Below are 26,056 nucleotides of genomic sequence, written 5' to 3'. Positions count from 1 at the left end.
CCGGCCGGCTTACAGCTCGTACATATCCTTCTCGCCATTCATCACTTGCTCGATCAGCTTGCGGTTCATGGTCGGCGCCAGCAGTTCGATGAAGGTATACACATAGCTGCGCAGATAGGCGCCCTGCTTGACCGCCGCCCGCGAGATATTGGTGCCGAACAGATGGCCGACCGGAATCGAACGCAGGCCGGTGTCGCGCTCGGCGTCGAACGCCATGCCGGCGATGATGCCTACCCCCATGCCCAGCTCGACATAGGTCTTGATCACATCAGCGTCGATCGCCTCCAGCAGCACGTCCGGCTTCAGGTTGCGCAAGGAAAAGGCATGGTCGATCTTGGTGCGGCCGGTGAAGGCGCTGTCGTAGGTAATCAAAGGGAAGGCAGCGATTTCTTCCAGCGTGATCGCCTTCGACTGCAGCAAGGGATGATCGGGCGGCACCACCACCACGTGCTCCCATTGATAGCAGGGCAAGGTCACCAGGCCGTCGGCATTGACGATGGCTTCGGTCGCCAAGGCCAGGTCGGCCTGGTCGTTGCGCACCATGTCGGCCACCTGCTTCGGATTGCCTTGCAATAACGACAAGCGCACCTTGGGGAATTTCTGGGTGAAGGCCTGCACCACTTTCGGCAAGGCATAGCGCGCCTGGGTATGCGTGGTGGCAATCGTGAAGCTGCCGCTGTCATGCGCGGCGTATTCATTGCCGATGCGCTTGAGGCCATCGATTTCCTGCATGATCAGTTCGACCGACCTGAGCACCGCCCGCCCCGGCTCGGTCAGTCCGCGGATGCGCTTGCCGTGCCGTGTGAAAATATCAACGCCCAGTTCTTCCTCCAGCTCGATGATCGCCTTGGAGACGCCCGGCTGCGAGGTGTACAGCGCCTTGGCTGCCTCGGTCAGGTTGTAATTTTGGCGCACCGCTTCGCGGACGAAGCGGAACTGATGGAGATTCATGAATTTTCCTTGTTTTTCTTCAATAAGAATGTGTGCGGCACGGCCGGAATATTAATGAAAACACAATTTCATTCCAGCAACTATCTACCTGTATTACTCCCTGCTACACTCAAAGTCCCGCCAGCAGCAAACGCGCTCCCTGTATTTACATATATCAAATACGCATATAAGCAAATAAATAGTCTGTAGTTGGACATATATGCGAAGTTTATTACGATTCGAGGTGTTTAGTACGAGGTGATATGACTGTTTCTTATGTAGTGAGCGGTTTTGCCGTCGGATTGTTAGTGGGATTGACTGGTGTCGGCGGCGGCTCGCTGATGACGCCTTTGCTGACCCTGCTGTTCGGCATCCATCCAAGTGTGGCCGTAGGCACCGACCTGGCGTTTGCGTCAGTGACCAAGGTCGCCGGTACGGTCGCGCATCGCTCCAAGGGAACCGTCCGCTGGGACATCGTCAGGCTGCTGTCGCTGGGCGCCTTGCCGGCCGCCATCGCCACTGCGCTGATCCTCAAGTATTTAGGCGGCATCAGCACTGAAATCGGCCAGATCATCCGTTACTCGATCGCTATTTCGGTGCTGCTGACCGTAGTTGCCCTGCTGTTCAAGGGCAAGCTCCAGTTGTGGCTGAATGCCCATCCGGAAAAGCAGCTGCAGGGCAGGAACCTGACCAGCGCTACCGTGATTGCCGGCATCGTGCTCGGCGCGCTGGTCACCATGTCGTCGATCGGCGCCGGCGCCGTCGGCGCCACCATCCTGGTGCTGCTGTATCCGCGCCTGTCGCCGGCCGAAGTGGCCGGCACCGACATCGCCTATGCAGTGCCGCTGACCGCCATCGCCGCGCTCGGCCACTGGTGGCTGGGATCGATCGACTGGAGCCTGCTCGGTGCGCTGCTGCTCGGCTCCGTGCCCGGCATCACGCTCGGCTCGCTGGCAGCGCGGGCAGTGCCGGAAAAATTCCTGCGCGGCCTCCTGGCGCTGACGTTGACCAGCGTCGCAGTGAAACTGATTTATTAAGGAGCCGCGGCGTGCGGCTCTTGCATCCGTTTTGAGTTAGTCATAAAGGCGTGGCCGTTTCACAACGATATCGGCCACAACCCATAAGGAAGACAAAGATGTATCGCTACGATCAATACGATCACCAGATAGTCAAGGAACGGGTCGCACAATACCGCGACCAGGTACGCCGCCGTTTGTCGGATGAACTGACGGAAGAAGAATTCCTGCCGCTGCGCCTGCAAAACGGCCTGTACATGCAGCGTCACGCTTACATGCTGCGCATCGCCGTGCCTTACGGCATGCTGTCGACGCCGCAAGTGCGCATGTTCGCCCATATCGCCCGCACCTACGACCGCGGCTACGGCCACTTCACCACACGGCAGAACATCCAGTTCAACTGGATCAACCTGGAACAGTCGCCGGACATCCTGGCGGAACTGGCGACGGTGGAAATGCACGCCATCCAGACTTCCGGCAATTGCATCCGCAACACGACGTCGGATGAGCTGGCCGGCGTCGCCGCCGACGAAATCATCGATCCGCGTCCATACGCTGAAATCATTCGCGAATGGAGCACCTTCCATCCCGAGTTCGCTTTCCTGCCGCGCAAATTCAAGATCGCCATCAGCGGTTCCGAGCAGGACCGCGCCGCCACGGCGGTGCATGACATCGGCCTGCATGTCGTCAAGAACGCCGAAGGCGAAGTCGGTTTCCGTTTCCTGGTGGGCGGCGGCATGGGCCGCACGCCTATCATCGGCAGCGTGATCCGCGAATTCCTGCCTTGGCAGCACGCGTTGACGTATCTGGAAGCGATCCTGCGCGTCTACAACCAGCACGGCCGCCGCGACAACAAGTACAAGGCGCGCATCAAGATCCTGGTGAAAGCGCTGGGCGCGGAAGAATTCGCGCGCCAGGTGGAAGCCGAATGGGCTGACATCAAGGATGGTCCGGCCACGCTGACCGTCGAAGAACTGCAGCGGATCGCCCAGTATTTCGTGCCGCCGCCGTATGAAACCTTGCCTGCCGCCGATTCCAGCTTCGAGGAGCGCAAGGCGGACAACAAGGCTTTTGCCAACTGGCTGTTGCGCAACGTCAAGGCGCATAAGGTGAGCGGCTATGCCGCCGTGATCCTGTCGGTCAAGAAAACCGGCGTACCGCCGGGCGACATCACCGCCGCCCAGCTGGATTTCGTCGCCGACCTGGCCGACCAGTACAGCTTCGGCGAGGTGCGCATCACCCACGAACAGAACCTGGTGCTGGCCGACGTCAAGCTGAGCGACCTGTTCACGGTGTGGCAGGCAGTCAAGGCACAAGGCCTGGCGACGCCGAACATCGGCCTGCTGACCGACATCATCTGCTGCCCCGGCGGCGATTTCTGCTCGCTGGCGAACGCCAAGTCGATCCCGATCGCGCAAGCCATCGCCGAGAAATTCGACAACCTCGATTTCCAGCATGACATCGGCGAGATCGAACTGAACATCTCGGGCTGCATCAACGCCTGCGGTCACCATCACGTCGGCAACATCGGCATCCTCGGCGTCGACAAGGACGGCTCCGAGTGGTACCAGGTTTCCATTGGCGGCGCGCAGGGCAACAACACCAGCATCGGCAAGATCATCGGACCGTCGTTCTCGGCGCAGCAGATGCCGGTGGTCATCGAGCGCCTGCTGGATGTGTATGTGAAGCAGCGCCACGAAGAAGAATTGTTTATCGATACCGTGCAGCGTCTCGGCGTCGCGCCGTTCAAGGAATACGTCTACGCCAGTCCGATCCCGACCGGTTACACCCATGGGGAGGATGCCTGTGTCTAATATCGATAACGTTGCAATCATCAAGAACCGTGCAGTGGTCAGCGACGACTGGAGCGTCTTGCGCCTGCAAGAAGGCGAAACCGCCGAAAGCGTCGGCATCCCGGCCGGCAAGGTGATCGTGCCGTTCAGCGTTTGGCAAGCCCGGCGCGCGCAGCTGCAGGACCGCGCTCCGCTCGGCGTATGGCTCAGCAGCGATGCCCAGGCCGATGTGCTGAAGGACGACCTCGCGCATTTCACCGTGGTGGCCGTCGATTTTCCGAAGTTCACCGACGGCCGCGGCTACTCGATCGCCTACAACCTGCGCACGCGCCTGGCTTACAGCGGCGAGCTGCGCGCCATCGGCGATGTCTTGCGCGACCAGCTGTTCTACATGCAGCGGGTCGGCTTCGACGCCTTTGCGGTGCGCGCCGACAAGAACATCCACGACGCCCTCAAGGGCCTCACCGATTTCACCGAAAAATACCAGACTTCGTGGGACGAGAAAACGCCGCTGTTCCGCCGTGTGAATCGCCAAGCAGCCAGCCAGGATTGATCATGAGCAGCCCTACTCCCTCTCTGCCGGAACTGGTCGCCGCCACCAAGGCGACGCTGGAAAAAATCGCCGCCGAATATACGCCGGCGGTATTCGCCTCCAGCCTGGCGGCCGAAGACATGGTGCTGACCGACCTGATCCTGCGCGGCCAGCTGCAAGATAAGATTTCCATCTTCACGCTGGAAACCGGGCGCCTGCATGCCGAAACGCTGGGCATGCTGGATCGCATCAAGGAAACCTACGATTACGACGTCACGCCGTACCGGCCGCAGCCGGAAGCGGTCGCCGCCTATGTCGAACAAAATGGCTTGAACGCGTTCTACGACAGCGTCGAGATGCGCAAGGAATGCTGCCGCATCCGCAAGATCGAACCACTCAAGCGCGCCCTGGCCGGCAACAAGGCCTGGATCACCGGCCAGCGCCGAGCGCAGTCGCTGACCCGCGCCGAGCTGCATGTGCAAGAGCAGGACGAAGCGCATGGCATGAGCAAGTTCAATCCGCTGGCCGACTGGTCGGAAGAAGACGTCTGGCAGTACATCCGCGACAACAACGTGCCGTACAATCCACTGCACGACAAGGGCTATCCCTCGATCGGCTGCGAACCCTGCACGCGCGCCATCCAGCCGGGCGAAGACGTACGCGCCGGCCGCTGGTGGTGGGAAAACCCGGAATCCAAGGAATGCGGACTGCACGTGGTGGACGGCAAACTGATACGCATCAAATCCGTCTCGCAGCAGAACGCCTGAATCGCAGAATCATTACATCGCTGACTCACTACATCCCGTCCCGATGCATTGCTTCATTAAAAGACAAGAACCGATATGAACACAGTTGTTGAAAATTTTTTCCTGGACAAAGCCGCCAACCGCCATCTCGACTGGCTGGAATCGGAAGCGATCCACATCATGCGCGAAGTGGCGGCGGAATGCAGCAATCCGGCGCTGCTGTTCTCGGGCGGCAAGGATTCGGTGGTGATGCTGCGCCTGGCGGAAAAGGCTTTCCGTCCCGGCAAATTCCCTTTCCCGCTGGTGCATATCGATACCGGCCACAATTTCGCCGAAGTGATCACCTTCCGCGACAAGCGCGTGGCGGAACTGGGCGAACGCCTGATCGTCGGCTCGGTCGAGGATTCGATCAAGCGCGGCACCGTGCGCCTGCGCAATCCGCAGACCGATTCGCGCAATGCAGCGCAAGCCGTGACCCTGCTGGAAACCATTGCTGAGCATAAGTTCGACGCCTGCATCGGCGGCGCCCGCCGCGATGAAGAGAAGGCGCGCGCCAAGGAACGCATTTTTTCCTTCCGTGACGAATTCGGCCAATGGAATCCGAAGGCGCAGCGGCCGGAACTCTGGGACTTGTACAACACCCGCGTGCACCCGGGCGAAAACATGCGCGTGTTCCCGATCTCCAACTGGACCGAACTCGACGTCTGGCAATACATCGCCCGCGAAAAACTGGAACTGCCGCCCATCTATTTCGCCCATCAGCGCCAGGTGATTCCGCGCAACGGCCTGCTGGTGCCGCTGACTGACCTGACCCCGGCTCGGGAAGGCGAAGTGGTGGAAACCCGCGAAGTGCGCTTCCGCACCGTCGGCGACATTTCCTGCACCTGCCCGGTAGCCTCCGATGCAGCGACAGTCGAAGCCATCATCGCGGAAACCGCGGTGACCCAGATCACCGAACGCGGCGCGACCCGGATGGATGACCAGACCTCGGAAGCCTCGATGGAAAAACGTAAAAAAGAAGGATATTTCTGATGGACGCCGTGGTTAATAATATGAGCATTGACAGCAGCACTGCATCACAGGCACGCGGCCAGGAACGCGGCCTGCTGCGCTTCATTACCGCCGGCTCGGTGGATGACGGCAAGAGCACCCTGATCGGCCGCCTGCTGTTCGACAGCAAGGGCATCTTCGCCGACCAGCTGGACGCCATGTCGCGCGCCAAGCACAAGCGCACGGTCGGCGACGCCATCGACCTGTCGCTGCTGACCGACGGCCTGGAAGCCGAGCGCGAGCAAGGCATCACCATCGATGTCGCCTATCGCTACTTCGCCACGCCGAAGCGCAAGTTCATCATCGCCGATACCCCTGGCCATGAGCAGTACACGCGCAATATGGTGACCGGCGCCTCGACCGCCGATGCAGTCATCATCCTGATCGACGTTTCCAAGGTAAAACTGGGCGACGACGGCAGTGTTGAACTGCTGACCCAGACCAAGCGCCACTCGACCATTGCGCACCTGCTGCAGATCGAACACGTGGTGGTGGCGGTCAACAAGATGGACCTGGTGAACTACGACCAGACCGTGTATGACCGCATCGTCGCCGCCTACCGGGAATTCGCCGAGCAGCTCGGCCTGCGCGATGTGCGCCCGATCCCGCTGTCGGCGCTGGCCGGCGACAACGTGGTGGCGGCCGGCGACAAGATGCCTTGGCATACAGGCCCGACCCTGATCGAACTGCTGGAATCGCTCAGCGTCTACGACGAATCGCATGATGAGCCGTTCCGCTTTCCGGTGCAACTGGTGGCGCGCCACAACGGCCACGAAGCCAACGATTTCCGCGGCTACATGGGCCGCATCGAAGCCGGCAAGGTCAGCAAGGGCGACAAGCTGATCGTGCAGCCTAGCGGCCAGAGCGCGACCGTGAAAGACATCCTGGTGCTGGAAGGTTCGTTGCCATCGGCCGCGGTCGGCCAGTCGGTGACCTTGCTGCTGGAGGAATACCTGGATATTTCGCGCGGCGACATGCTCACTTCGGTGGAGCGCGCCCCTGCCCTGCTGAAGACCGTCAGCGCCGATCTCTGCTGGCTGTCGGAAGATGCGCTCGACCTGCGCCGCAAGTACTGGCTGAAGCACAGCACCAAGCAAACCGCGGCGCGCATCACCAAGATCGATACGCTGCTCGACATCAATACCCAGCAACGGCGGCCGGCGGAATCGCTCAAGCTGAACGACATCGCCCGCGTCTCGCTCAATCTGCAGCAAGCCATCGCTGCCGATTCCTACGATGAGATCCGCGCCACCGGCGCCTTCATCCTGATCGACGAAGTCACGCACCAGACCGTCGCCGCGGGCATGATCCGTCTCGACTGAGCCACTCCTAACCCAAGCACCGGACCACGCCATGCAAGCCACCCCCGCCAGCACTCAAGCCACCTATGGCAAAGTCTATCTGATCGGCGCCGGCCCTGGCGCCGCCGATCTGATCACGGTGCGCGGCGCCCGCCTGCTGGCGCAGGCCGACGTCGTACTGCACGATGCCCTGGTGACGGAAGACATGCTGGCGCTCTGCCCGCAAGCCTTGAAAATCGCGGTCGGCAAGCGTTGCGGCAAGCTCTCTACCGCGCAGCAGTTCATCAACAAGCAGCTGGTCGACAGTGCCCGCAAATATGCCGTGGTGGTGCGTTTGAAGGGTGGCGATCCGATGCTGTTCGGCCGTGCCGATGAGGAATTGCGGGCGCTGGAAAAACACGGCATCGCGGTCGAAGTGGTGCCTGGCATCAGCGCCGCGCTAGCGGCAGCCGCCACTTCGCAGCAGCCATTGACCAAGCGGGGCGTGGCGCGCAGCGTGGCTTTCTTTACTTCCAGCACCGCGCCCGGCGAATCGGAGCAGGTCAATATGCCGAACTGCGACACGCTGGTGCAATACATGGGCGGCCGCGAAGCAGCCGCCACTGCGCAGCGGCTGCTGGCGCAAGGCCGCTCCGCTGCAATGCCGGTGGTAGTGGTGGAAAACTGCAGCCGCGACAACCAGCGCATCCTGCGCCTGCGCCTGGATCAACTGGAGCAGGGCTTGCAGCAATGCGAAGGTCCGGTGCTGGTGATGATAGGCGAGGCGCTGGCCAGCCGCGCCGAACAGCCGCTGGCAATCGGTCAGGCCAAGGCCAGGAATGCGGCTTAAGAACGCGGCTTAAAGCAGGCCGCCGGCGTCGGATATTCGTTTAGCGAACGACAGGCTTGGCGTGAATTTCCGACGCCAGTGCTTTTTGCAAGACCGGGCCGGACTGTTCCAGGCGGTCTTCCGGTGACAAGACATTGATCCAGCTGACCAGGCCGACGGCCACTACGGTCAATACCAGGAATACTGCTACTCTTTTATTCAAAAATTCCCATTTCATTGTTGACTCCTTACTTGCGATATTTCCTTTAACTCCGGCGCTTGCCGGCCTGCGCTGCGACGGATGCAGCGCTGCCGAAAAACCAGCGCATTCCAATAAAAGCCGTCCTGCCGCTACCGCGGCAGGGGCCTCTTCCAATTTCTTGTTTAACGTCCGCTGCGCGTCGCCAGCACGCCATACATGCCGACTGCGCGATCACCGGCGCCGGCATTGGGCCGGGCTTGCGTGGCCTTGACGGACAGCGCCGAAGCCTGGCTTGGCGACCAGCCAAAGGTCCAGTTGCTGCCGCTGCCGTTATTTACTTTTTTGTGTTTGCCGGATGCCAGACCCAGCAGGGTTTTGATAGTCATCATTCCACCTCTTCATGCAAGGCATCGCAGGCGTCGGATAAACGACAGCATTGGCGAAGCCGAATCGTCATGGAAAGCGATTGTGCAACGCGCCTGTTGGGGCACGCACGACAGCGACGGTGAAAGAGAGATATTCCGCCAGTCGATTGCAAGCTGAACAGCCTGGCTAACCGACACGGGAAAAGTGAGGATAGCTAGACTGCTGCAGACAACTGCAAGCAGACAATTGCTTTACGTATTTTTGTTACTGAGTTTGTTACCGAGTTTGTTACTGAATTTCTGTTCCGGTAAGCCGGGCAACTGGGACAGTCCATTGCAAAAGCTCCTGATTCAAAAATGCCTGATCAAGCCAGATCAAGCCGGTTGTGCCGTTGGACCTGCGCTGCGCGCGGAAGGTTCATAGGCGACCTGTGCCGCCCGCGCCGAACGCTTGGGAATGCTTTCCCAGCGTACGCTGCGGACGCTGATTTCCTGCGCCAGACGGGTCACCAGCTGCACCAGTCCGGCACGCTCGCGCACCGAGCATTTCACTTCCACCGTGATCGCAGTCAGGTTAGCCTGCACGGCAGGCTCGTTGGCTTGATAGGTAACGTCATAACTCGCCAGCAGCCGGCGCATCAAGTCTTCCAGATGCGCCACTTCCGAACTGCGGCAGGTGGTCACGATGCGATACGGCAGAGCAAAGTCGCGATCCTCCTGCGGTGCGGCGAACGAAGAACGATGTTTCTTAAAAAATGCATGCAGTTTGTTGAATGGCATGGCGATTTCCTTCCCACTTCCGTTGTTCCTGCCTGCCGGTCGGGCGCAAGGATGCATTTCCTGCCAGGACCGTCGCCGGCTGAACGCCTGACCTGCAAGATGCACAGGAAAAACGCCAAGCCCGGGAAGATCCGGAACCGGAAATACACGGCCGCACGCGATCCGCCAGATGGCAGCACGAACAATCGGTATTACAAAAAAAGGATGGGAGTATCGTTGCGGCGTTACCTGCTACAACATTGCCAAGATGCTTATCGCGAAAACCGGCGATAAAATTTTACGATACTACAGCTCGCATAGACGCAAGCTGCAGCGGACGACGGAGGTCTGCTAAAGACTATGCGTAATGTGCCGGGCTGAGGACCCATCCACCGCTACTACTAGAACAACTGTCCAAAATATGGACCTCCATACAATGCAATAACAAGATTATATTTCTGGCTGGCTATTCTGTCAAGTAAATGACTTTACATTCCCTGAAATTTGTGCTTTGCCAACACATCTCCGGCGACTGGGAAGTCGCCATAGCGTTCGCCGTTCGCCGCCACCGGATGCAGCTCAGTAAGAACTGATCTTCAACACCCGCAGCGTATGCAAAATCGAACCGTGGCGGCAGTCCAGCACCCGCATGCGGCGCTCCAGGTCCTGATGATCCGCTGCCGCGGCAAGATAGGCCTGCTCCGCCTCCGGCAGCGTTATGCCAGTGCCGGCAACGATACTTTTCCAGCAGTTCTTAATATTAGAAAATTTATTGGATAGCGACATACAGGACCTCAATATAAGCACCAGGAACTCCCTGCAGGAAAGCCAAATCCTCAGGAGCAATGCTTGTAGAATAGGCTCATCAAGTTTAGACTGATAGCCGTATTTTCTATCCGAAATATAAGTTTATTTAACATGACAACCAAACTCCCTCCGCTCAAGCCCCTGCGCGTATTCGAAGCCGTGGTACGCACCGGCAGCCTGACCCAGGCCGCCGCCGAACTGCACATCACGCACAGCGCAGTGAGCCAGCAGATCAAGCTGCTGGAGCAGCATTTCGGCGTCACGCTGTTTGCCAGGGGACAGCGCGGCGTCGAGCCGACCGAGGCGGCGCGGCTGTTTTTCACCGACGTCAAGGCTGGACTCGACCGTATCGCATTGGGAGCGGAGCAATTGCTGAACACCGGCAAGGTGCGCATCATCCGCGTCAGCTGCACGCCGTCGATGGCGATGCGCTGGCTGATTCCGCGGCTGTCGTCGTTCCAGATAGAAAATCCGCGGGTGGAAATCCGCGTCACCACCTCGACCGTGGCGGTGGAGGCGATCAAGGAACCGTTCGATGTGTTGATACGACGCAGCCCGATGCACCGGGCCGACTATGAATGCATACGCTTCCTGGACGATGTGCTGACGCCGGTGGCGTCGCCGCGCTACCTGCAGCAGCATCCGCTCAAGCAGCCGCAAGATCTGCTGCAGGCGTCCCTGCTGCACCTGTCAAGCCGTTCGGAAACCTGGACCCGCTGGTTCGGCGAAGTCGGCGTGCCGATCAAAGGCCAGCTGCCGGGCCAGATCTATGAACACTTCTTTTTGAGTTTGCAGGCGGCGCTCACCGATCTCGGCGTGGCCATGGGCTCGCTGGCCCTGATGGAAGACGATCTCGCGCACGGCAGCCTGCTGCCGCCGTTTCCGCACTTGCGCTTGCAGGACAAGGGGTTTCACTTGCTGTACCGCGCCAGCCTGCAGGATCCGGTGCTGAGCAACTTCATCGCCTGGCTGCAGGCCAAGGGCAGGCAAACGTCGGAAAGTATCAGGGTCTCGGCAGGGTAGAAGCGCAATAGGCGGCGATTGCATCCAGCACCTGCGGCTGCTCGCCCGCCGCCTGCGCCACCTTGATCGTCAATTGCGGATGCAGTTGCTGCGCCTGCGCGATCAGGGCCGGCAGATCGCGCCGCACATGGCCGCCCTGACCGAGGAATACCGGCACCACGCTCACTTCGCGGATGCCCTCCGCCGCCAGCTGCTGCAGCAACCCAGGCAAATCCGGCTGCATCAATTCGAGGAAGGCCAGGCCGACCCGCAACTCCGGCCGCTGCTGCCGCAGCATCTGCTGCAAGGCCTCAAACGGCGTCGCCCACAAGGGATCCCGCGCGCCATGGGCAAACAGGATAAGCGCTTGATGCGGGGCCGGGGATGGTTGTGACATACGCTGACCTGAGCGCCGCTACTGCCGCTCAATCTTCCACAAGGCGCCGATCGCAATCAGCAGGAACAGGGTGCTGGGCAAGGCCGCGGTGAAGAACGGCGGCCAGGTATTGAGCAAACCCAAATGAGAGAACAGCGTATTGACCAGCTGGAAACTGACGCCGATCATGATGCCGGTAAAGATCTTCAGGCTGACGCCGCCGGTGCGGAAATGCAGGTAGGCAAACGGCAAGGCCAGCGCCATCATCACGAATACCGAGAACGGGTACACCAGTTTTTTCCAGAACGCGATGTCGTAGCGTTCGCTGTGCTGGTTGTTTTCTTCCAGATGTTTGGAATAGGCCCACAAATTGTAGGCCGACATATGGTCCGGATCGGCAAACAGGACTGACAGGATCTCCGGCGTGATTTCCGAAACCAGGTCCTTGCTGGGGAATTTCTTGGTGGCGATCGCCGTGGTGATGTCTTCGGTCGAGCTGCCGTTGACGAAGTCGGTCTGCACCACCTCATCCAGGCGCCAGACGTGCTGGCCCTTATAGTCGGCGTGGCCGGCCTGGATCAGCCCGGTCATGTGCAGATTGCGGTCGAACTCATACAGCTTGACGCCGACCAGCTGGCCATCCGGCTTGATCTCGGCGATGTTGATGAAGCGCGAACCGGTGATTTCACCGCTTGTGCCGTCGGTGCGGATCACGTCCTTGCTCCACAAGCCGGTCTTGAATTTCTGCGAAATCGACGAACCCTTGGCTTGCAGCTTCAGCTTTTCGGCAAACTCTGCGCTCTTGGGCGAGACGAATTCGCCGATCAGGACAGTCGCCACCACGAACAGCAAGCCGATCTTGATCAGGATCTTGGCGGTCATGAAGGTCGACATGCTGGACACGCGCATGATGGTGAATTCAGAACGCGCGGCGAACTGCGACAAGGTGTAGATGGTGCCGATCAGCGCAGCGATCGGCATCAGTTCATAGGCGTAGCTGGGCAGGCCCAGCAGGACGAACACGAAGGCATGCTGCAGCTTGTAGCCGCCGTGGCCGACCGACTTCAGCTCTGTGGTCAGGTCAAAGAACGCGAACAGCGCCAGGAACGCCGCCAGCGTAAACAAGACCGAACGGACAATCTCGGAAGTAAAGTAACGTTGCAATACCTTCATGCTGCCGCCGATTTTTTAGTCGAATTGCGATTTCTAAGCAGGCGTGCATGCTTGATTGCGGACCACATCACCAGCGGATGCCAGCGGCTGTTGACGTTCAGGCGCCACATGAACAGCAGGCCGACGATGATCAGCACGATCAGGTGCATGGGCCACCAGGCCAGCAAGAACGACAGGCGGCCCTGCACCACCGCAGCCTGGAAAATGCTGGTGACGTTGCTGTAGGAAACGTACAGCAGCAGCGCGATCAGCAGGCTGGCGGAACGGCCCACCCGCGGATTGACGAAGCTGAGCGGTATCGCCAGCAGCATCAGGCACAGCGCCATCAGCGGCAGCGACAAGCGCCACAGCAGCTCGCCCAGGTTGAATCCGTTGCGATCCTTTAGCAAATCGGCGGTCGGCAAGGCCTGCGCCGAGCGGTCGCCATTCTCGGCCTGCGAATTGCTGGCAACCAGCACCCCGTAGCGCTCGAACTCCATCTGGCGGAATTCGTTCTTGCCGGACAGGACGTCGTAGCGGCGTCCTTTCGACAGGATCAGGAACTTGTCGCCGTTCTTGTCGATTTCCAGGTTGCCTTCCTTGGCCACCACGATGCTGTTCTTGCCATCCTGCTGGGTATTCACGAAAACGTTCTTGACCTTGGTGCTGTCGCCGGAAACGCCCTCGACGAAAAAGATGCGGTTGGCGGCGGCCGATTCCTGGAACTTGCCGGGAGAAACACGGGAAATATCTTCGCGCTTTTCAAAGCGCTCGCGGTATTGCGCGCTCTGGCTATTCGCCCAGGGCGTCGCCACGAAACTCAGGATGGCTGTCAGGACAATGATCGGCAAACCGAATTCCAGCACCGGCCGGACCCAGCGCACCAGGCTCTGGCCGGAGGCAAACCAGACCACCATTTCGGAATCCTGGTAGCTGCGCGTGACCACCAGCAGCACCGAGATATAGCCGGTCAGGATCAGCAGGATCGGCATGTAGTTGAGGGATTGAAAACCAATCAGCGCGACCACATCCTGGGACGCAATCTGGCCTCCGGCTGCTTGTCCCAGAATCTTGATCAACATTACCGTAACGATAATTGTGAAGAGCGTGGTGAAAACTGCGCCGGCAGTGCTAATTAATTCGCGTCGGAGTGCGCGCTGAAAGATCATTGGGGAATATAATTGCGGATCAAAAAAAGGAGTAAGTGATGGACTTTAGCATAAAAACCATTGACGCAAAAACCTCAATTGCCTCTCTGAAAGCCGGCTGTATCGCAGTCGGGATCTATGAAAACAAGAAACTCTCGCCACAAGCGCAAGCTCTTGACAAATCTGGTGAAATCACTGCTGCACTAAAGTCCGGAGACATTTCCGGTAAACCAGGCTCCACTTTGCTGTTGCGCAAAGTCGCCGGCGTCGCCGCCGAGCGCGTGCTGCTGATCGGCCTCGGCCCGGACGGCGAACTGAACGACAAGGCCATGTCCATGGCGGCCCTGTGCGTGGCGCGGGTCATCGCTACCCTGGGCGGCAACGACGCCCTGCTGGCGCTGCCGTTCGACGGCCTGGCCAAGCAAACCCCGGAACGCGACCTGGCATGGTCCATCCGCAACAGCATCCTGGTGCTGCGCGATAACAGCTATCGTTCGGACACTCTCAAAAGTAAAAAAGAGACAACACTATCCGGCGTCAAGAAAATTGCTTTCCTGGTCGCCGCCGCCAATGCGGCAGCAGCCAAGCAAGCCGTGGCTGAAGGCCTGGCCCTGGCCAACGGCATCGACCTGACCAAGGAACTGGGCAACCTGCCTGGCAACGTCTGCACCCCGACCTACCTGGCCAACACCGCCAAGAAATTGGCCAAGGAATTCAAGCTGTCAGTCGAAGTACTGGACCGCAAGCAGCTCGAAGCCTTGAAAATGGGCAGCTTCCTGTCGGTCGCGCGCGGCGGCGGCGAGGCGCCGAAGTTCATCATCATCAAGCACATGGGCGGCAAGGCCAAGGATGCGCCGACTGTATTGGTCGGCAAAGGCATCACCTTTGACACCGGCGGCATCTCGCTCAAGGGCGGCGCCGGCATGGATGAGATGAAGTACGACATGTGCGGCGCCGGTTCGGTGCTGGGCACCATCCGCGCCATCGCTGAACTGAAGCTGAAGCTGAACGTCATCGGCGTGATTCCTGCCACGGAAAACATGCCTTCCGGCACAGCTACCAAGCCTGGCGACATCGTCACTTCCATGTCCGGCCAGACCATCGAGATCCTCAACACCGATGCCGAAGGCCGCCTGGTGCTGTGCGATGCGCTGACCTACGTGGAACGCTTCAAGCCGGCTGCCGTGGTCGATATCGCGACGCTGACCGGCGCCTGCGTGACTTCCCTCGGCCATCACAATTCCGGCCTGTTCACCCGTCACGACAGCGCGCATGACGCCCTGGCCAACGAGTTGCTGAGCGCCGGCAAGGCGACCGGCGACACCGCATGGCGCATGCCTATCGAAGACAGCTACCAGGAACAGCTGAAGTCGAATTTTGCCGACATGGCAAACATCGGCGGCCCGGCCGGCGGCAGCATCACCGCAGCCTGCTTCCTGGAACGCTACACCAAGAAATACACCTGGGCCCACCTCGACATCGCCGGCACGGCATGGAAGAGCGGCGCGGCTAAAGGCGCGACCGGCCGCCCAGTCGCCCTGCTGACCACTTTCCTGATGAACCGCGCCGCGGCGGCCAAGTAATCAGTCAGTAAATAGCATGGAAAACGGGGTGTTGGCATGACTGCCAACACCCCGTTTTTATTTCTACAGCCGTCAAATCAGCCGAGCGTAGCGATCACCGGCGCGTGGTCCGAAGGCTGCTCCCATTTGCGCGGCACCCGGTCGATCACGCATGCGGTGCATTGCGCCGCCAGCGGCGGCGACAGCAGGATGTGGTCGATCCGCATGCCGCGATTGAGGCGGAATCCCATCTGCCGGTAGTCCCACCAGCTGAACAGTTTTTCCGGCTGTTCGAACATGCGGAAGGCATCGGTCAGCTCCAGCGCCTGCAAGCGCGCAAACGCCGCCCGCTCCGGCGGCGACACCAGGTTCTGCCCCACCCAGGCCGCCGGATCGTGCACGTCGCGGTCTTCCGGCGCGATGTTGTAATCGCCCAGCAGCACCAGCTGGGCATGCTGCCGCCGCTCGCTCTGCAGCCAGCTGTGCAAGGCGTCCAGCCACTGCAGCTTGTACTGGTATTTTTCCGTGTCGGGCGCCTGGCCGTTGGGGATATAGGCGCATACCACGCGGATGCCGTCGATGGTGGCGGCGATGATGCGCTGCTGCAGGTCTTCGTAAAGCGGGTTGTTCTTGACCACATCGGTGATCGGACTGCGTGACAAAATCGCAACGCCGTTATAAGTCTTCTGCCCGCTGAACACCACGTGATAGCCGGCGGCTTCGATTTCCGCCGCGGGGAATTTATCGTCGGTGAGCTTGGTTTCCTGCAGGGCCAGGATGTCGACCGGGTTGTCGGTCAGCCATTGCAGCACTTGCGGCAGGCGCACCTTGAGGGAGTTGACGTTCCACGTTGCGATCTTTTTCATTACTACACATCCTTATTTGGCGCGGGTTTCGGAGAGTATCCGGCGACTTTCAGATCTCTGGCTACCCAGTTGATCCAGGTATGACTACCCGGCGTGACAGGCAGCAATGTTACCGCACCCGCTACCCGGCCGGGGTATGCCTTATTAAAGTCTGCACAGCCAACTTGAATCGCCCTCCCCACTTGAGTACGACGACGACCGCCCCCTTACCTTAAATTTGCCCGAGGAAAGGGGGTCGCGGCCGGCGATTATTTATGTAACAACGCCTTTGATATTCTTAATATCCAATAAATAAATTTAAGATACGTTTAAGATAAATTTGAGATGAATTTAAATAAATACAAATCGATAATTAATATCTTTAAATTGAAATATCATAAATAGTAATTAACAAGAATAAGGAATAAATTACTCGCATGAAATTGAAAATATTCAAACATTCAATAATAATAAAGCAATAATAGTTTCCATTAACTAAAACCACTGAATTATTAATAGAAATTAATTTGAACTAAATCCCGACATATTCTTCAAAAATTTTCGACACGTACTTATCTTCATTTCGTGCCGGCAATTTTGTCCTTGAGCTTATCTATTTCAACGCTCATATTTTTGATGAATCCCCTAGTGAACATACGTGTCAGCCGGGCATTTCACTATTAAATTAAAAGGAGATCGAATGCCTCAATTCCCATTTGATGGAATTAACAACTATTCGCAATAGTTTTAACTTTGCAATATTAATTGTTGCTCCTCCACGAGAAATTAAAAAATGCCGTCTCTTAATTTGTAAGAATTTGTAAAATAAAAAGGCAGTTCTCATTTTATTATTATTTTTATGATTTAAATAAGGATTCCCAATGGAATTATTTCGCCTGAGTATCGTATATCTTCATCTTATCGCCTGCTGTGTCGCGATCGGTCTTGTCCTCACCAGCGACATCGCCATGGTCAAGCAACTTATCAACGGCGATACTGCGGAAAAGCAAGAAACCGCACAATTAAACTCCCTTAAAAGGACGGTTACTCTGGCACTCGTTGCGTTATGGATCACCGGGATTGCAATCGTTTGGCTTGACGTCTCAGTCAAAGGATTTGCCGCGTATTTTTCCAATCCAAAATTACAGGCCAAATTAACCATCGTGGCCCTGTTGACGCTCAACGGCTTCGTTCTCCACAGTGCGGTGATGCCTGCGATGGAAAAGGCGGGTTCGCTGCTGCAAATGGCATTCAACCAACGCATGCTGGCAATTTTCGCCGGAGCGGTGTCGGCCGTATCCTGGTTTTACGCCGCAATGCTGGGTGTCGGCCGTCCACTGGCCTGGAAATATTCGATAGTGCAATTGCTGGCCGCCTACCCCGTTCTGATCGTGACCGGATTTATTGCAATGGTAACGCTCACAGTTTGGTCCAAATACCGCAGCGACCTGGATTTCTCCCAGTTTGCTGAGGCGCACTCCAGAACGATGAAGTAAATTAATATGCGTACGGGGCGCGAAGGAACAAGCGCCCTGTACGCATTTCTCCGCTTCAGAAGGAGATGTAGATCCTGGCGCCGTTTGCAAAGGCGTGGATTGAAGGATCGGCGACCTCGGAGCCGGCCGGCTCTACAAGAGCCTGGCTGCATAAATCATTCGGCGCGGCGCTGAAGTCGCGCAGCTCGCTGCTATCGGCCGAGCCAATATCCTATACTCCCCGGCTGCCAGGTTCAGGCACAATTACCTGATCAAAATCCTCCCTCGCCGCAGCCGCACCCCCACCAAATATCCTGCGCTCAAATTGCAACAAGCGTGTTGACAAGCGTTTGCCCCAGCAATATCATGCATATGCATCGATGCATATACATGATAAACGGGTGAAACATGCAAAGCCAATGCAGCTGCTCTACCTTGCGCCAGCTCACGCGCAAGATGACCAATATCTACGATCACTATCTTGCGGCGGATGAACTGACCATCAGCCAGTACTCTTTGCTGGCCAGGATAGGCAAATACGGGCCGATCGGCGTCATCCCGCTGGCCGGCAACATGGGCATGGACCGCAGCACCATGAGCCGCACGCTCAAGCCTCTGATCGCGCTCGGCTGGATAGCGACCGTCGACCTGCCGCTGGAGATGCTGACCGACAAACGCTCTTTCGGCGTCAGCCTGACTGCCGCCGGCCGCCAAAAGTGGCAGGTATCCATGCCCAACTGGCGCAAGGCGCAAAACGAAATCAATGCAATCCTGGGCGACGAGACGCATCATGCCTTGATGAATCTGGTCGACAACGCCAACCTCAAGTTCGAACAACACGAGCACTCCATCCCATGAACACCACCATCCAAGCCATCATGGCGCGCCTGCGTTTCAGCTACGTATGGATAGTCGTCGGCATCATCTTCCTGGTTCTGCTTTCCGCCGCCGGCATCCGTGCCACGCCGTCGGTGATGATATTGCCGCTGGAACACGAATTCGGCTGGACCGTCACCACCATCTCCTTCGTCATCTCAGTCAATATCGCGCTGTACGGCTTGATCGGGCCGTTCTCGGCAGCCGCCATGCAGCGCTACGGCATCCGGCCTATCGTGCTGGGCGCGCTGGTGCTGCTGGCGGCGGGCACCTTCGCCAGCACCTTCATGACGATGCCTTGGCATATGGTGCTGGCCTGGGGCATCCTGGTCGGCGCCGGCAGCGGCGTCGCCGCCAACACGCTGGCGGCGACCATCGTCAGCCGCTGGTTCGAAACCCGGCGCGGGCTGGCGATGGGCTTGCTGACCGCCAGCTCCGCCACCGGCCAGATGGTTTTCCTGCCCCTGATGGCTTACATGGTTGAGCATTTCGGCTGGCGTTCGGTGGCGATCCTGGTGGCCAGCGTAGCGGCCCTGGCGATTCCGCTGGTGGCCATCTTCCTGCCTGAGCGGCCGCAGGATATCGGCATGAAGCGCTACGGCCAGTATGAGGACTTGCCGCCGGAAGCTGTCAGCAAAGGTAAAAATCCGCTGACGATCGCTTTTGGCGCCCTCGGCAAGGCCGTCAAGATCCGCGACTTCTGGCTGCTGTTTTTCAGCTTCTTCATTTGCGGCATGAGCACCAACGGCTACATCGGCTCGCATTTCATCGCCATGTGCGGCGACTACGGCATCACCGCCGTAGGCGGCGCCAGCATCCTGGCTGCGATGGGCATGCTCGACCTGGTCGGCACCACCATGTCGGGCTGGCTGTCGGACCGCTACAACCCGCGCGTGCTGCTGTTCTGGTATTACGGCCTGCGCGGCGTCGCCCTGATTTTCCTGCCACATGCCTTCGGCCTTAGCTATTTCGGCTTGCCGGTCTTTGCGCTGTTCTACGGCCTGGACTGGATCGCCACAGTGCCGCCGACCGTGCGACTGGCCAACGACGTCTTCGGCCGGCTGGCGGCGCCTATCATATTCGGCTGGATCGTCGCCGGCCATCAGCTGGGCGCTGCCAGCGCCACCATGCTGGCGGGTTCGCTGCGCAACAGCCTGGGCAGCTATACCTTGTCGTCGATGCTGATGGGTGCGGCCTGCATCATTGCAGCGATACTGGTGCTGCGGATCAAGGGCCATCAGGCCGGCGGCGACCTGATCCCGGGCATTCCGGTGCCGGCCCGCTGAGGCTCGGCAGCGAGGATTTACGAAGACTTGACGGTGGCCACGATATCGCGGGCCACCTGGCGTGAATTCATGATGACGGTGTGTATGGTCGGCAGCAGATGCAGCGGCAGCGTTCCCAGCTGCACTTCGCCGACCGACAGGATGCCGTCGTTGGGTTCGTCGCCGAACGGCGTCCAGCTGCCGCGCGGTCCCTTGATGCCGGCATACACGTGCAGCGGAATAGATGGCATCGGCAGGCTGTCCATGAAATCCTGGCTGGCCAGCAGCTGCCCCATCTCGCCGGTAATCAGACGGAACAGGCGCCAGCGTGACAACTTGATCGCATAGCTGGAGGCGCGGGTCGGCGGCGCCAGCAGGAAGGCCATTTCCGGCGCGTGATCCAGCAGCGGCAATACGCCGCGCGTCAGCACGCAGCCGAGCGAGTGGCCGACCATGATGAAACGCTCATCGCCGGCACGGCTCACGATGAATTTGCGCAGGCGCTGCAGGCAAGGCTGCCAGCGCTCGAAGGCGGCTGAATAAGCGAACAGATGGGTGGTGATGCCGGCCGCCCGCAAGCGCCTGGAGAGCAGCAGCATGGAGACCGGCGTGCGGCCCATGCCATGCACCAGGATCGCGTGCACTTTGCCGGCACCGGACGGTTGATCGCTCATGGCGCTGCTACTCTTTTTTCTTCAGCTGCTTTTCAAAAGCCACGTCCAGCTTGCTGATGCGCCTGGGTTTTTGCGGACCGTAGGCGTTGACGAAGCGCACGAAGTCATCCAGCTCCAGCGCATCGCTAAGCTTGACGGGCGCGTCAAAGCCGGCGTTCTGCGTCAGGTAAAACAGCTCTTCCGCGGTGCGCACCATCGAATAGCGTATCTCGGCGCTGCGGGCATTGAGACGTTCGACCGCCGCCGTGGCTCGGGTTGATCTCATTGCGTTCTCCTGATATTGCTCATCTGCTGATAAATTTATTGTGTGATGTCAAAGCTGGCGCTGACTGGCGAAATGGCGCCGGCGGCCGTCCAGCGGATCGGTGAAAGCAATCTCCCGCGCCAGCAGCTTCAGCGGCGCCGACCAGTCGTCGCCCTTGCAAGGATAGACATCGGGATAAAAGGCATCGTTGACGATCGGTATCCCCAACGCTGCCAAATGTACACGCAGTTGGTGTTTCTTGCCGGTCAGCGGATGCAGGCGGTACAGGCTGCAGTCTTGCCGCACTTCGATCAGCTCGATGCGGGTTTCCGAGTTGGGTTCACCGGCTTCTTCCTGCATGCGGAAAAACGGCGTGCCGTCGACCATGCGACTGCGGTACACCAGCGGCAATGCCAGCTCCGACCGGGTCGGCGCCAGCGCTTCATAAGTCTTGTCGACCAGCCGCTGCTGGAACAGCGACTGGTAGGCGCCGCGGCTGGCGACGTCGTGGGAAAAGATCACCACGCCGGCGGTTTCGCGGTCGAGCCGGTGGATCGGCGTCAGCTGCGCCAGGCCGGTTTTCTTTTTCAGGCGCACCAGCAAGGTCTCGTGCAAGAAGCGCCCGGTCGGGATCACGGGCAGGAAGTGCGGCTTGTCGGCCACCAGTATCCGCTCGTCCTGATACAAGATGGTTTCTTCAAACGGAATCGGCGTCTCGGCGTCCAGCTCGCGATAGTAGAAAATGCAGCTGCCGCGGCGGTAAGGGCTGTCCGGCGCCAGCCGCGCGCCCTTGCCGTCGACCACTTCGCCGCGCGCCATGCGCTCTATCCAGGTCGCAGCGGAAATTGCAGGAAAGCGCTGCTCCAGGAACGCCAGCAGGTTCGGCCAGGTTTCCACCGGCAGCCACAGATAGCTGGGCGCCACGCCGTCGACCATCGGCAGCGGCGGTAGCGGTGGTGAAACCGGCTCCCGTTTCATCGCAATACTCGTTGCCAATAGCCGACGTCGATCCAGCGGTCGAACTTCTTGCCGACCTGGGCAAAATGCGCGACTTTGACGTAGCCCATCTTTTCATGCAGGCCGACGCTGGCGGCGTTAGGCAGGGCGATGCCGCCGATCACCGTATGCACCGGCAGTTTTTCCAATTCCGCGATCAGCGCGCGGTACAGCGCGCTGCCCAGCCCCTTGCCGGCAGCCAGCGGCGACAGGTACACCGAGCTTTCCACCGCGTGCTGGTAAGCTGCGCGCGCGCGCCATTTGGTGGCGTAGGCGTAGCCCAGGATTTCGTCGCCTTCGACGCACACCAGCCAGGGCAGGTTGGCCGTGATGTCGAGGATGCGCTGGCGCATCTGTTCGGCCGTCACCGGCTCTGTTTCAAAGCTGATGACGGTGTCGAGGATGTAGGGATTGTAGATATGGCAAATAGCTGCTGCATCGGCGATGGTGGCCGGGCGTATGATGTGCGTCATGGCTGGGATGGATATGAAAGCAGGTTACAAGAGCTAATCCCTCATCATACCGCGCAATCGCTCGCGACCGGCGCCGGATTGCTCAATTCGGCCAATCCGGCGCCATCTTTGCCGCAGCGGATTCAGCCGAGCAAGGCATCCTTGATCTGCTGCAGCGATGCGGGGTCCTCGATCGTGGTCAGGTCGCCGGGATCGCGCCCTTCGCAGAGCGCCTGTATGGAACGGCGCAGCAGCTTGCCGGAGCGGGTTTTCGGCAGCAGGCCGACCACATACACCCGCGCCGGCCGGCCCACGCTGCCAAGCCGCTGGTCCACCACGCGCATGATCTCCGCCTCCAGCCTGGCCCGTCCCTCGGCGCTGCTGTCCGCCACCTTGGGAATCACGAAAGCCACCGCCACCTGCCCCTTCAGCTTGTCCTCGACGCCGACCACCGCTACTTCCGATACATTCGGATGGCTGGAAATGCTCTCTTCTATTTCGCGCGTGCCGAGCCGGTGGCCGGCGACATTGATGACGTCGTCGGTGCGGCCGAGAATGAAATAATAGCCATCCTCGTCGCGGATGCCCCAGTCGAAGGTCGAGTAGGCCGGGCGACCGCTGTCGGGCATCTGCGTCGCCCAATAGGTGGCGACGCAGCGCTGGTCGTCGCCGTAGATGGTTTGCAGGCAGCCGGGCGGCAGCGGCCATTCGATCACCACCACGCCCTTCTCGTTGGCGCCGCACAGCGCGCCGGTGGATTCGTTCAGCAGCCGCACCTTGTAGCCATACATCGGCAGGCCGGGACTGCCCAGCTTGCTCGGCTTGTTTTCGATATTCTTGGCGATGGTCATGATCGGCCAGCCGGATTCGGTCTGCCAGTAGTTGTCGATCACCGGCACGCCCAGTGCGCCAGAAATCCAGCTGGAGGTGCTTTCATCGAGCGGTTCGCCGGCCAGGTAGAGCGCCTGCAAGGACGACAGGTCGTATTTTTGCATCAGCTCGGGCGGCTGCTTTTTCAACACCCGGATCGCCGTCGGCGCCGAGAACATGCGCGTGACCTTGTATTTCTCGACGATGCTCCACCAGATGCCGGCGTCGGGCCGGATCGGCAAGCCCTCGTACAAAATCGTCGCCATGCCCGCGATCAAGGGACCGTAGACGATGTAGGAATGGCCGACCACCCAGCCGATGTCGGAGGTGCAGAAAAACGTGCCGCCGCCCTTGCTGCAAAAGATGGCGTCCATCGACGTCGCCAGCGCCACCGCATAACCGCCGACATCGCGCTGCACGCCCTTGGGCTTGCCGGTGGTGCCGGAGGTGTACAGGATATAGGACGCTTCGTTCGATTCCAGCCAGGTCACCGGCACCTTGGCGTCCAAATGCAACTGGCGCTGCCCGGCATAATCGACGTCGCGGCCGGCCACCGTTTCCATCGCAGCCAGGCCGCGGTCGACCAGCAGGACCTGCGCCGGCTTGTGCTGCGCCAGCTTGATGGCCTCGTCCAGCAGGCCCTTGTATGGCAGCACCTTGCCGCCGCGCGAACCGGCGTCGGCAGAGACGATCAGCTTCGGCGTGGCATCATCGATGCGGCTCGCCAGGCTGTGCGAGGCAAAGCCGCCGAACACCACCGAATGGATGGCGCCGATGCGCGCGCAAGCCAGCATGGCGAAGGTGGCCTCGGCGATCATCGGCATGTAGATCAGCACGCGGTCGCCGCGGCCGACGCCGAGCGACTGCATGATGGCTGCGGTACGGTTGACTTCCGCATGCAGTTCGCGGAAGGAGTAGGTCTTCTCTGTATTGGTCTCGGTCGAAATTGCGATCAGCGCCGGCTGCTCGCCGCGCGTCGCTACCCAGCGGTCGACCGCGTTATGGCATAGGTTGGTGGCGCCATCGACAAACCATCTGGCAAACGGCGGCCGGCTGTCGTCGAGCACTTGCGAGAATGGATGGTGCCAGTCGATCCGGCGCGCCTGCTCGGTCCAGAACGCTGACGGCTCATCGATCGAGCGCTGGTAAAAGGTGGCGAAACTCATGCTGTCTCCTCGTCTTTTTTAAATTATAGGGTGGGCAGGAAACTGCCCACGCGGAATCGGCTCCTCGATATGATAGACCTTCCGCGTGGGCACAAGTGCCCACCCTACGCGTCCTCGTGCAAACGCAATTGCGCCCCGTCAAAGCAGGACGTTTTTTTAGATCACATACAGGTCGACATATTCGTTGACCGCCATGTCTTCCAGCGTCTTCTGGTCCAGCGAAACTTCCAGGATCTTCTGCTGCTGCTTGAGCGACAGCTGGCGCGCCAGGTTGACCTTGAACTTGGCTTCCAGCAGCGGGATGCCCTCCTTGCGGCGGCGTGCGTGGCCGATCGGATATTCCACCACGACTTCCTTCAGCTTCTTGCCGTCCTTGAATTCCACCGTCAGCGCGTTGGCGATGGAACGTTTCTTGGGATCGTGATAATCCTTGGTAAAGGCCGGGTCTTCAACGCAAACGATCTTGCTACGCAGGACATCGATGCGCTTGTCGGCGGCGATCTTGTCTTCATAGTCGGCGGCAGTCAGGCGGCCGAAAATCAGCGGCAGCGCCACCATGTACTGGATGCAGTGATCACGGTCGGCCGGATTGTCGAGCGGCCCCTTCTTGTCGATGATGCGGATGCAGGCCTCGTGGGTGCGGATAGTAATCTTCTTGATCTCGTCCACCGGCCTGCCGGCCTTGGCCAGCGCCGCGTGCAGGGTCATGGCCGCCTCCACCGCGGTTTGCGCGTGGAACTCGGCCGGGTAGGAAATCTTGAACAGGACGTTTTCCATCACATACGATGCGTATTTGCGCTGGAACTTGAACGGCTGGCCGTTGAACAGCACATCGTAGAAGCCCCAGGTCTTGGCGCTCAGCACCGATGGATAGCCCATTTCGCCGCTCTTGGCGATCAGCGCCAGGCGCACCGCGCGCGAAGTCGCATCGCCGGCCGCCCAGGACTTGCGCGAACCGGTATTCGGCGCGTGGCGGTAGGTGCGCAGCGACTGGCCGTCGACCCAGGCCAGCGATACCGCATTGAGGATTTCTTCGCGGCTCAGACCCATCATTTCGGCCACCACCGCAGTCGAGGCGACCTTGACCAGCACCACGTGATCGAGGCCGACCTTGTTGAAGGAATTCTCCAGCGCGATGCAGCCCTGGATTTCGTGCGCCTTGATCATCGCGGTCAGCACGTCTTTCATCTTGAGCGGCTTCTTGCCGGCGGCGATGGCGTTGCGCGACAGCCAGTCGGCAGTCGCCAGGATGCCGCCCAGGTTATCCGACGGATGCCCCCATTCGGCTGCCAGCCAGGTGTCGTTGAAGTCCAGCCAGCGGATCATCGCGCCGATATTGAAGGCGGCCTGAACAGGGTCGAGCTGAAACTGCGTGCCCGGCACCTTGGCGCCGTTAGGCACCACGGTGCCCGGGACGATCGGGCCCATCAGCTTTTTGCAAGCCGGATATTCCAAGGCCTCCAGGCCGCAGCCCAGAGTATCGATCAGACAGTTGCGCGCGGTGTCGTACGCCACTTTGGAAGTGATCTTGTATCTGGTGACGTAGTCAACGATGTCGACCAGTACCTTGTCGTATTTCGGACGGACGTTGGAGATGGGAGCCGACATTATTTTCCTTGAGGTCAACATCAACACGGAAAACCA

27 protein-coding genes are annotated in these 26,056 nt (G+C 59.5%); 12 read left to right on the top strand and 15 right to left on the bottom strand.

Annotated features, from left to right (window positions below):
* Positions 1–9: 9 nt before the first annotated feature.
* Positions 10–951, bottom strand: coding sequence for a CysB family HTH-type transcriptional regulator (locus AC07V8_RS09160; RefSeq protein ID WP_014007481.1), 942 nt, complete (start codon positions 949–951; stop codon positions 10–12).
* Between the two features lie 242 nt (positions 952–1,193).
* Between AC07V8_RS09160 and AC07V8_RS09155 the strand changes: the two genes are divergently transcribed.
* The 7 genes from AC07V8_RS09155 (at position 1,194) to cobA (ending at position 8,197) form a co-directional block, all read left to right on the top strand.
* Positions 1,194–1,967, top strand: a complete 774-nt coding sequence (locus tag AC07V8_RS09155) for a sulfite exporter TauE/SafE family protein (protein WP_098493851.1) — start codon at positions 1,194–1,196, stop codon at positions 1,965–1,967.
* A 98-nt stretch (positions 1,968–2,065) separates the two neighbouring features.
* Complete coding sequence (locus tag AC07V8_RS09150; RefSeq protein ID WP_494678115.1) at positions 2,066–3,760, top strand: nitrite/sulfite reductase; 1,695 nt, start codon at positions 2,066–2,068, stop codon at positions 3,758–3,760.
* On the top strand, positions 3,747–4,292 hold the full coding sequence (locus AC07V8_RS09145; protein ID WP_494678116.1) for a DUF934 domain-containing protein: 546 nt from the start codon (positions 3,747–3,749) through the stop codon (positions 4,290–4,292). The genes AC07V8_RS09150 and AC07V8_RS09145 overlap by 14 nt, the downstream gene beginning before the upstream one ends.
* Before the next feature lie 2 nt (positions 4,293–4,294).
* Positions 4,295–5,038: a phosphoadenylyl-sulfate reductase gene (locus tag AC07V8_RS09140; protein ID WP_494678117.1), complete on the top strand. Its 744-nt coding sequence runs from the start codon at positions 4,295–4,297 to the stop codon at positions 5,036–5,038.
* A gap of 75 nt (positions 5,039–5,113) precedes the next feature.
* Positions 5,114–6,049: a sulfate adenylyltransferase subunit CysD gene (cysD, locus tag AC07V8_RS09135; protein WP_211443377.1), complete on the top strand. Its 936-nt coding sequence runs from the start codon at positions 5,114–5,116 to the stop codon at positions 6,047–6,049.
* Positions 6,050–6,069: 20 nt separating this feature from the next.
* On the top strand, positions 6,070–7,389 hold the full coding sequence (locus tag AC07V8_RS09130) for a sulfate adenylyltransferase subunit 1 (RefSeq protein WP_494678118.1): 1,320 nt from the start codon (positions 6,070–6,072) through the stop codon (positions 7,387–7,389).
* Between the two features lie 31 nt (positions 7,390–7,420).
* Complete coding sequence (gene cobA, locus AC07V8_RS09125) at positions 7,421–8,197, top strand: uroporphyrinogen-III C-methyltransferase (RefSeq protein WP_494678119.1); 777 nt, start codon at positions 7,421–7,423, stop codon at positions 8,195–8,197.
* Between the two features lie 40 nt (positions 8,198–8,237).
* Here the strand turns inward: cobA and AC07V8_RS09120 are convergent, their stop codons facing one another.
* The 4 genes from AC07V8_RS09120 to AC07V8_RS09105 form a co-directional block, all read right to left on the bottom strand.
* A complete protein-coding gene (locus AC07V8_RS09120) occupies positions 8,238–8,414 on the bottom strand; it encodes a hypothetical protein (protein ID WP_211443379.1) in 177 nt (58 codons plus the stop codon).
* Positions 8,415–8,560: 146 nt separating this feature from the next.
* On the bottom strand, positions 8,561–8,767 hold the full coding sequence (locus AC07V8_RS09115) for a hypothetical protein (protein WP_494678120.1): 207 nt from the start codon (positions 8,765–8,767) through the stop codon (positions 8,561–8,563).
* A 351-nt stretch (positions 8,768–9,118) separates the two neighbouring features.
* A complete protein-coding gene (locus AC07V8_RS09110; protein WP_494678121.1) occupies positions 9,119–9,523 on the bottom strand; it encodes a hypothetical protein in 405 nt (134 codons plus the stop codon).
* A gap of 558 nt (positions 9,524–10,081) precedes the next feature.
* Positions 10,082–10,288, bottom strand: coding sequence for a DUF3563 family protein (locus AC07V8_RS09105; protein WP_494678122.1), 207 nt, complete (start codon positions 10,286–10,288; stop codon positions 10,082–10,084).
* A gap of 132 nt (positions 10,289–10,420) precedes the next feature.
* On the opposite strand from AC07V8_RS09105, the gene AC07V8_RS09100 reads away from it, so the two are divergent.
* Positions 10,421–11,332 (top strand): LysR substrate-binding domain-containing protein, encoded by a 912-nt coding sequence (locus AC07V8_RS09100; protein ID WP_494678123.1) that lies wholly within the window; start codon positions 10,421–10,423, stop codon positions 11,330–11,332.
* On the opposite strand, the gene AC07V8_RS09095 is transcribed toward AC07V8_RS09100, so the two are convergent.
* The 3 genes from AC07V8_RS09095 to lptF are packed head-to-tail and all read right to left on the bottom strand — an operon-like array spanning position 11,313 to position 14,008.
* A complete protein-coding gene (locus tag AC07V8_RS09095) occupies positions 11,313–11,708 on the bottom strand; it encodes a sirohydrochlorin chelatase (RefSeq protein ID WP_494678124.1) in 396 nt (131 codons plus the stop codon). The two genes, AC07V8_RS09100 and AC07V8_RS09095, sit on opposite strands and share 20 nt — an antisense overlap.
* 18 nt (positions 11,709–11,726) lie before the next feature.
* Complete coding sequence (lptG, locus tag AC07V8_RS09090; protein WP_494678125.1) at positions 11,727–12,860, bottom strand: LPS export ABC transporter permease LptG; 1,134 nt, start codon at positions 12,858–12,860, stop codon at positions 11,727–11,729.
* Complete coding sequence (gene lptF, locus AC07V8_RS09085; RefSeq protein ID WP_494678126.1) at positions 12,857–14,008, bottom strand: LPS export ABC transporter permease LptF; 1,152 nt, start codon at positions 14,006–14,008, stop codon at positions 12,857–12,859. Before lptF ends, lptG begins: the two co-directional genes overlap by 4 nt.
* Before the next feature lie 38 nt (positions 14,009–14,046).
* On the opposite strand from lptF, the gene AC07V8_RS09080 reads away from it, so the two are divergent.
* The gene (locus tag AC07V8_RS09080; protein ID WP_494678127.1) at positions 14,047–15,570 is read left to right on the top strand and encodes a leucyl aminopeptidase; all 1,524 of its coding nucleotides are present in this window, start codon (positions 14,047–14,049) and stop codon (positions 15,568–15,570) included.
* A gap of 77 nt (positions 15,571–15,647) precedes the next feature.
* Here AC07V8_RS09080 and xth read toward each other — a convergent pair whose 3' ends face one another.
* Positions 15,648–16,415 (bottom strand): exodeoxyribonuclease III, encoded by a 768-nt coding sequence (gene xth, locus AC07V8_RS09075; protein WP_494678128.1) that lies wholly within the window; start codon positions 16,413–16,415, stop codon positions 15,648–15,650.
* A gap of 860 nt (positions 16,416–17,275) precedes the next feature.
* Between xth and AC07V8_RS09070 the strand changes: the two genes are divergently transcribed.
* From AC07V8_RS09070 to AC07V8_RS09060, 3 genes are all read left to right on the top strand, one after another.
* Entirely contained in the window at positions 17,276–17,890 is a 615-nt protein-coding gene (locus tag AC07V8_RS09070) for a hypothetical protein (RefSeq protein WP_494678129.1), read from the top strand.
* 387 nt (positions 17,891–18,277) lie between these two features.
* Positions 18,278–18,727, top strand: coding sequence for a MarR family winged helix-turn-helix transcriptional regulator (locus tag AC07V8_RS09065; protein ID WP_494678130.1), 450 nt, complete (start codon positions 18,278–18,280; stop codon positions 18,725–18,727).
* Positions 18,724–20,031 (top strand): MFS transporter, encoded by a 1,308-nt coding sequence (locus AC07V8_RS09060; RefSeq protein ID WP_494678131.1) that lies wholly within the window; start codon positions 18,724–18,726, stop codon positions 20,029–20,031. Before AC07V8_RS09065 ends, AC07V8_RS09060 begins: the two co-directional genes overlap by 4 nt.
* A 17-nt stretch (positions 20,032–20,048) precedes the next feature.
* On the opposite strand, the gene AC07V8_RS09055 is transcribed toward AC07V8_RS09060, so the two are convergent.
* The 6 genes from AC07V8_RS09055 to AC07V8_RS09030 form a co-directional block, all read right to left on the bottom strand.
* Positions 20,049–20,684 carry an esterase/lipase family protein gene (locus tag AC07V8_RS09055; protein WP_494678132.1) on the bottom strand — a complete coding sequence of 212 codons (636 nt, stop codon included), beginning with the start codon at positions 20,682–20,684 and terminating at the stop codon, positions 20,049–20,051.
* Between the two features lie 7 nt (positions 20,685–20,691).
* Positions 20,692–20,949, bottom strand: coding sequence for a hypothetical protein (locus tag AC07V8_RS09050; protein WP_494678133.1), 258 nt, complete (start codon positions 20,947–20,949; stop codon positions 20,692–20,694).
* Positions 20,950–20,997: 48 nt separating this feature from the next.
* Positions 20,998–21,906 carry an RluA family pseudouridine synthase gene (locus tag AC07V8_RS09045; protein WP_494678134.1) on the bottom strand — a complete coding sequence of 303 codons (909 nt, stop codon included), beginning with the start codon at positions 21,904–21,906 and terminating at the stop codon, positions 20,998–21,000.
* Positions 21,903–22,397: an arsinothricin resistance N-acetyltransferase ArsN1 family B gene (locus AC07V8_RS09040; protein ID WP_494678135.1), complete on the bottom strand. Its 495-nt coding sequence runs from the start codon at positions 22,395–22,397 to the stop codon at positions 21,903–21,905. The genes AC07V8_RS09045 and AC07V8_RS09040 overlap by 4 nt, the downstream gene beginning before the upstream one ends.
* Positions 22,398–22,519: 122 nt before the next feature.
* Complete coding sequence (locus AC07V8_RS09035; RefSeq protein ID WP_494678136.1) at positions 22,520–24,412, bottom strand: propionate--CoA ligase; 1,893 nt, start codon at positions 24,410–24,412, stop codon at positions 22,520–22,522.
* 156 nt (positions 24,413–24,568) lie between these two features.
* Entirely contained in the window at positions 24,569–26,020 is a 1,452-nt protein-coding gene (locus AC07V8_RS09030) for a bifunctional 2-methylcitrate dehydratase/aconitate hydratase (protein ID WP_494678137.1), read from the bottom strand.
* Positions 26,021–26,056 lie beyond the last annotated feature (36 nt).

This window comes from Collimonas sp. GW821-FHT02H07 (genome assembly GCF_059421505.1).
Note: the sequence above shows the minus strand (reverse complement) of the source record. Positions and strands in the feature narration are given on the sequence as shown.

Bases quoted from the DNA above. Each gene is read 5' to 3' on its own strand.
- AC07V8_RS09160 (WP_014007481.1), bottom strand. From the start codon at position 951: ATGAATCTCCATCAGTTCCGCTTCGTCCGCGAAGCGGTGCGCCAAAAT.
- AC07V8_RS09155 (WP_098493851.1), top strand. From the start codon at position 1,194: ATGACTGTTTCTTATGTAGTGAGCGGTTTTGCCGTCGGATTGTTAGTG.
- AC07V8_RS09150 (WP_494678115.1), top strand. From the start codon at position 2,066: ATGTATCGCTACGATCAATACGATCACCAGATAGTCAAGGAACGGGTC.
- AC07V8_RS09145 (WP_494678116.1), top strand. From the start codon at position 3,747: ATGCCTGTGTCTAATATCGATAACGTTGCAATCATCAAGAACCGTGCA.
- AC07V8_RS09140 (WP_494678117.1), top strand. From the start codon at position 4,295: ATGAGCAGCCCTACTCCCTCTCTGCCGGAACTGGTCGCCGCCACCAAG.
- cysD (WP_211443377.1), top strand. From the start codon at position 5,114: ATGAACACAGTTGTTGAAAATTTTTTCCTGGACAAAGCCGCCAACCGC.
- AC07V8_RS09130 (WP_494678118.1), top strand. From the start codon at position 6,070: ATGAGCATTGACAGCAGCACTGCATCACAGGCACGCGGCCAGGAACGC.
- cobA (WP_494678119.1), top strand. From the start codon at position 7,421: ATGCAAGCCACCCCCGCCAGCACTCAAGCCACCTATGGCAAAGTCTAT.
- AC07V8_RS09120 (WP_211443379.1), bottom strand. From the start codon at position 8,414: ATGAAATGGGAATTTTTGAATAAAAGAGTAGCAGTATTCCTGGTATTG.
- AC07V8_RS09115 (WP_494678120.1), bottom strand. From the start codon at position 8,767: ATGATGACTATCAAAACCCTGCTGGGTCTGGCATCCGGCAAACACAAA.
- AC07V8_RS09110 (WP_494678121.1), bottom strand. From the start codon at position 9,523: ATGCCATTCAACAAACTGCATGCATTTTTTAAGAAACATCGTTCTTCG.
- AC07V8_RS09105 (WP_494678122.1), bottom strand. From the start codon at position 10,288: ATGTCGCTATCCAATAAATTTTCTAATATTAAGAACTGCTGGAAAAGT.
- AC07V8_RS09100 (WP_494678123.1), top strand. From the start codon at position 10,421: ATGACAACCAAACTCCCTCCGCTCAAGCCCCTGCGCGTATTCGAAGCC.
- AC07V8_RS09095 (WP_494678124.1), bottom strand. From the start codon at position 11,708: ATGTCACAACCATCCCCGGCCCCGCATCAAGCGCTTATCCTGTTTGCC.
- lptG (WP_494678125.1), bottom strand. From the start codon at position 12,860: ATGAAGGTATTGCAACGTTACTTTACTTCCGAGATTGTCCGTTCGGTC.
- lptF (WP_494678126.1), bottom strand. From the start codon at position 14,008: ATGATCTTTCAGCGCGCACTCCGACGCGAATTAATTAGCACTGCCGGC.
- AC07V8_RS09080 (WP_494678127.1), top strand. From the start codon at position 14,047: ATGGACTTTAGCATAAAAACCATTGACGCAAAAACCTCAATTGCCTCT.
- xth (WP_494678128.1), bottom strand. From the start codon at position 16,415: ATGAAAAAGATCGCAACGTGGAACGTCAACTCCCTCAAGGTGCGCCTG.
- AC07V8_RS09070 (WP_494678129.1), top strand. From the start codon at position 17,276: ATGGAATTATTTCGCCTGAGTATCGTATATCTTCATCTTATCGCCTGC.
- AC07V8_RS09065 (WP_494678130.1), top strand. From the start codon at position 18,278: ATGCAAAGCCAATGCAGCTGCTCTACCTTGCGCCAGCTCACGCGCAAG.
- AC07V8_RS09060 (WP_494678131.1), top strand. From the start codon at position 18,724: ATGAACACCACCATCCAAGCCATCATGGCGCGCCTGCGTTTCAGCTAC.
- AC07V8_RS09055 (WP_494678132.1), bottom strand. From the start codon at position 20,684: ATGAGCGATCAACCGTCCGGTGCCGGCAAAGTGCACGCGATCCTGGTG.
- AC07V8_RS09050 (WP_494678133.1), bottom strand. From the start codon at position 20,949: ATGAGATCAACCCGAGCCACGGCGGCGGTCGAACGTCTCAATGCCCGC.
- AC07V8_RS09045 (WP_494678134.1), bottom strand. From the start codon at position 21,906: ATGAAACGGGAGCCGGTTTCACCACCGCTACCGCCGCTGCCGATGGTC.
- AC07V8_RS09040 (WP_494678135.1), bottom strand. From the start codon at position 22,397: ATGACGCACATCATACGCCCGGCCACCATCGCCGATGCAGCAGCTATT.
- AC07V8_RS09035 (WP_494678136.1), bottom strand. From the start codon at position 24,412: ATGAGTTTCGCCACCTTTTACCAGCGCTCGATCGATGAGCCGTCAGCG.
- AC07V8_RS09030 (WP_494678137.1), bottom strand. From the start codon at position 26,020: ATGTCGGCTCCCATCTCCAACGTCCGTCCGAAATACGACAAGGTACTG.